A 3,203-nucleotide genomic window follows, 5' to 3' on the forward strand; every position below is an offset into this window, starting at 1 on the left:
GCTATAGGTTGAAGCAAATTAGCTTACTAGCTCGGCAGAAGTGCCTTCTACCAGGGCAATCTCGGTCGGGGTGAGCTGGTAGAGCTGGTACACAAGCTGGTCGAGCTGACTACCGAGCTGAGCCAGGTGCTGGCGGGCGGCGGCCTGCGCCTGCTGATGGGCCGTGTGGTGCTTGAGCCACTCCCCTTTCTCTTTCAGGTTGAGGTCGCGGCCGATGCTCTTTTGCAGGGCGGTGCTCCAGGGCTTCCACTCCTGCGTGAGGGCCAGCTTGCCGGTGAGGGGGCTAACTAGGCCCAACTCGGCGCGGAGCAGGGCAGCAAAGTCGGCATCGGCGGTGTGCAGGGCACGGTGCCCGGCTAGGAGCTGGTCGGCTAGGGTTATGAAAGGATGTTGCACTTCAATTACTTCGGCAGCTTTAGGAATCTTAATTGATTTCCAATCTTCAGGATAAATGTGGATGTTGCTACGTCTATTGGTATTGAGTTCGTAGCGTACCACCTTCGAATTGAGTATTGTCAACAAAAATTGCAGCGAGAAACGACTGGAAATGCCTTCGTACTCAGCCCGAATAATTGGGTCTGGACAGACATTGCGCAAACTTTTATTTTCTACACCTTGCAAGTCAATCCAGCGCTTAAACCCTATCGCGCTTTCATTAAAATAAGCACCAGAATTGTCTAAAAGAGTCCTAGGTAAGTAGCCAGGACTTCGCATGGTAACTAGTTTGCTACCACTAAACATCTCAGGGAAGCCACTACGGCTCCACTTTGCCGGCGACCTTTCAGTACCAAATTCAATCCAGCGGATATTATTCAAGTTCCACTTGCCAACATCTTTGCCTTCAAAATAAGGTTGTGAATGAATTGAATCATGAGTATTTGATACTAAATCACTCACCAAAAACTCTCCCTTATACTTCTTCTCGTCACTATTGCCAACAATGCCTTTGCTACTATAACAAATCGCGCTCAGCATGTAAAAGTCTGAGGAGCCGTTACCCGAAATTTTGTCTGCCGCATCAAGCCGCATGTTGTCGAGATAATCAGCATGTGGTATTACTGTGTAGTCCTGTTTATCGTGATGAACACGCTGCTCAAAGCCAATTTGCGGAGCCTTGCTCAAATGAACAGTAATACTCTTAACTCCTACCCCTTCAAAAACTTCCATTTCGGGGTAATAATCAATAAACCGCAGATGCTTTCGCTGCTTGAGCCACTGCATAGGCTTCCGAGCGTAGGTAGCATGGACAAAAGCATCAGGAATAATTAGGGCAGATAAGCCACCTGCATTCAATAATTGTAGACTTCTCTCAACGAATGGGACATACAAGTCCCATTTGCCTGCCAGCGTTTCATATTTCCCACTTTGTACCATGTAGGTGCGAAATGCTTTCCCATTGCCTACCGCATCTGCTCGCACATACGGCGGATTTCCTACCACTACATCAAAGCCGCCATCGGCGAAAGCCTCAGGGAAAACGGCCTGCCAGTCGAAGGCACGGTCGCCGGCCACGGCGGGGTCGGCGATGAGGGAATTGCCGGTGCGGATGCTGTGGTCGAGGGAGGTAAGAGGCCGGCCAGGGTTGGCAGTCTGGAGCCAGAGGCTGAGGCGAGTAATCTGCACCGACTCGGGGTTGAAGTCGACCCCATAGAGATTATGCTGGAGGATGTGGCGGTCAAGGTCAAGAAATGCGTCACGCTGGCCGGCACGTAAGTCGGCCAGCTCTTTATTAACGATTTCTCCTTCGCGCAGCAAATAGCCAAAGGCTTCGTTGAGGAAGGCGCCAGAGCCGCAGGCGGGGTCTAGCACCCGGATATTGCGCAGGCGCTGGCCGTAGGTTTCCCACGCGTCGATATGCTTCTGCACGCGGGGTTCGGGTTTAAGCAACCCTTTGCCCCCCTGCCGCACCCGAATGCTGGCCAGGTCGATTTCGGTCAGCTCAGGCAGGGCATCGAGGCCGGCCTCTTGGCGACGCTCGCGCAGCCAGCCGCCCACGGCCTGCTGCACGATGTAGCGGGTGATATAGTCGGGGGTGTAGAAAATACCGTCTTGCTTGCGCTTGCCCTGCTTGGCGGAGGGTGGGGCTTCGCCCAGTAGGCGAGCACGTTCGGCCTCTAGGTCGGAAAGGCTTTGCTCGAAGATGTGGCCGAGGATATTGACGTTGAGCTCGGAAGCGAAGTCGTAGCGCTCGAGGCTGATAACCGGCCCTAGGGTGCGGTCTTTGATGACCAGCGCATCGAGCGCCGCATCGGGGGCAAAGAGGCCACCATTGAAGCGGTTGATATTGGCGGCCGGGTTGCCGAGGTCGACGCTTTGGAAGAGGCCGCGCACGGTGCGGTAAATCTTGTCGTCGGCGGGGTCGAAGACGTTGGCCCGCACGGCATCGAGCAGGCGCCGGAAGGTTTGGCGCGGGATGATGCCTTTGTCTTCGCAGAAGCACACGAAGATGACGCGGTCGAGCAGCTTTTGGGTGTGCTGCAGCAGGTCGAGAGCGGGCACGGTGGGGTTTTGCTCGATGAGGTGGTCGAGCAGGGCGCGTCGGGCGGCGCGGTAGTCGCGGTAAAACTCCTTGCTGATGCGGGCTTCCTGCTCTTGACGCTGACGCAGGGCTAGGTCGAGGGGCGCATCGGCCTGGGTGGGTAGCGGCAGCACCTGCCCGACGGCTAGCAGCGCAAAGAAGCGCCGGAGCAGCGCGGGCTGGTCGGGCAGGGTATCGAGGCGGAATACCTCGGCGCGGGTCTGGTCGTTGGCGGCGTAGAGGCGCAACTCTACGAAGTTGCTCACCACTACCCAGCGGCAGCTTGCTCCCATCTTGGAAGGGTAGCTGAAGGCTTGCTCTACGGGCGATTCGGCACGGCCTTTGGCCCCAAGTTTCTGCTTGGCATCGAGCAGGGTGCGGGCATCCTTTAGCTCCACTACCACGCGCACGGGGCCGGACAGGGCGCCTTTGCCATCGGCCGCGAAGTCACCTAGGGCGCCATCGGGCTTGGTGCCGTCCACATTGGTTTTCTTTTCCAAGAGCAGCTGGCGATAGTCGGGGCGCTCGTGCTCGTAACCCAGTGCCTGGCCAAACACCAAGTTTAGAAACTCGGCTTGGAGAGCTTCTTCCTTTTGGCTACCTACGTAGCCTGAGGCAATGCGCTGCTGCCAGCTTCGCAGTCGGGCTACGCGGTCGGCAAAGTCGGGTAAGGCAATGGTAGGGT

General features: G+C 56.4%; 1 protein-coding gene. It reads right to left on the reverse strand.

Annotation, left to right across the window (positions count from 1 at the left end; all coding sequences use genetic code 11):
- Positions 1-18 precede the first annotated feature (18 nt).
- Positions 19-3,203 (reverse strand): Eco57I restriction-modification methylase domain-containing protein (locus tag QMK33_RS23200; protein ID WP_283567010.1); only part of this gene is annotated, 3,185 nt, incomplete at its 5' end.

The organism is Hymenobacter sp. H14-R3, assembly GCF_030063445.1.
Lineage (GTDB): Bacteria > Bacteroidota > Bacteroidia > Cytophagales > Hymenobacteraceae > Hymenobacter.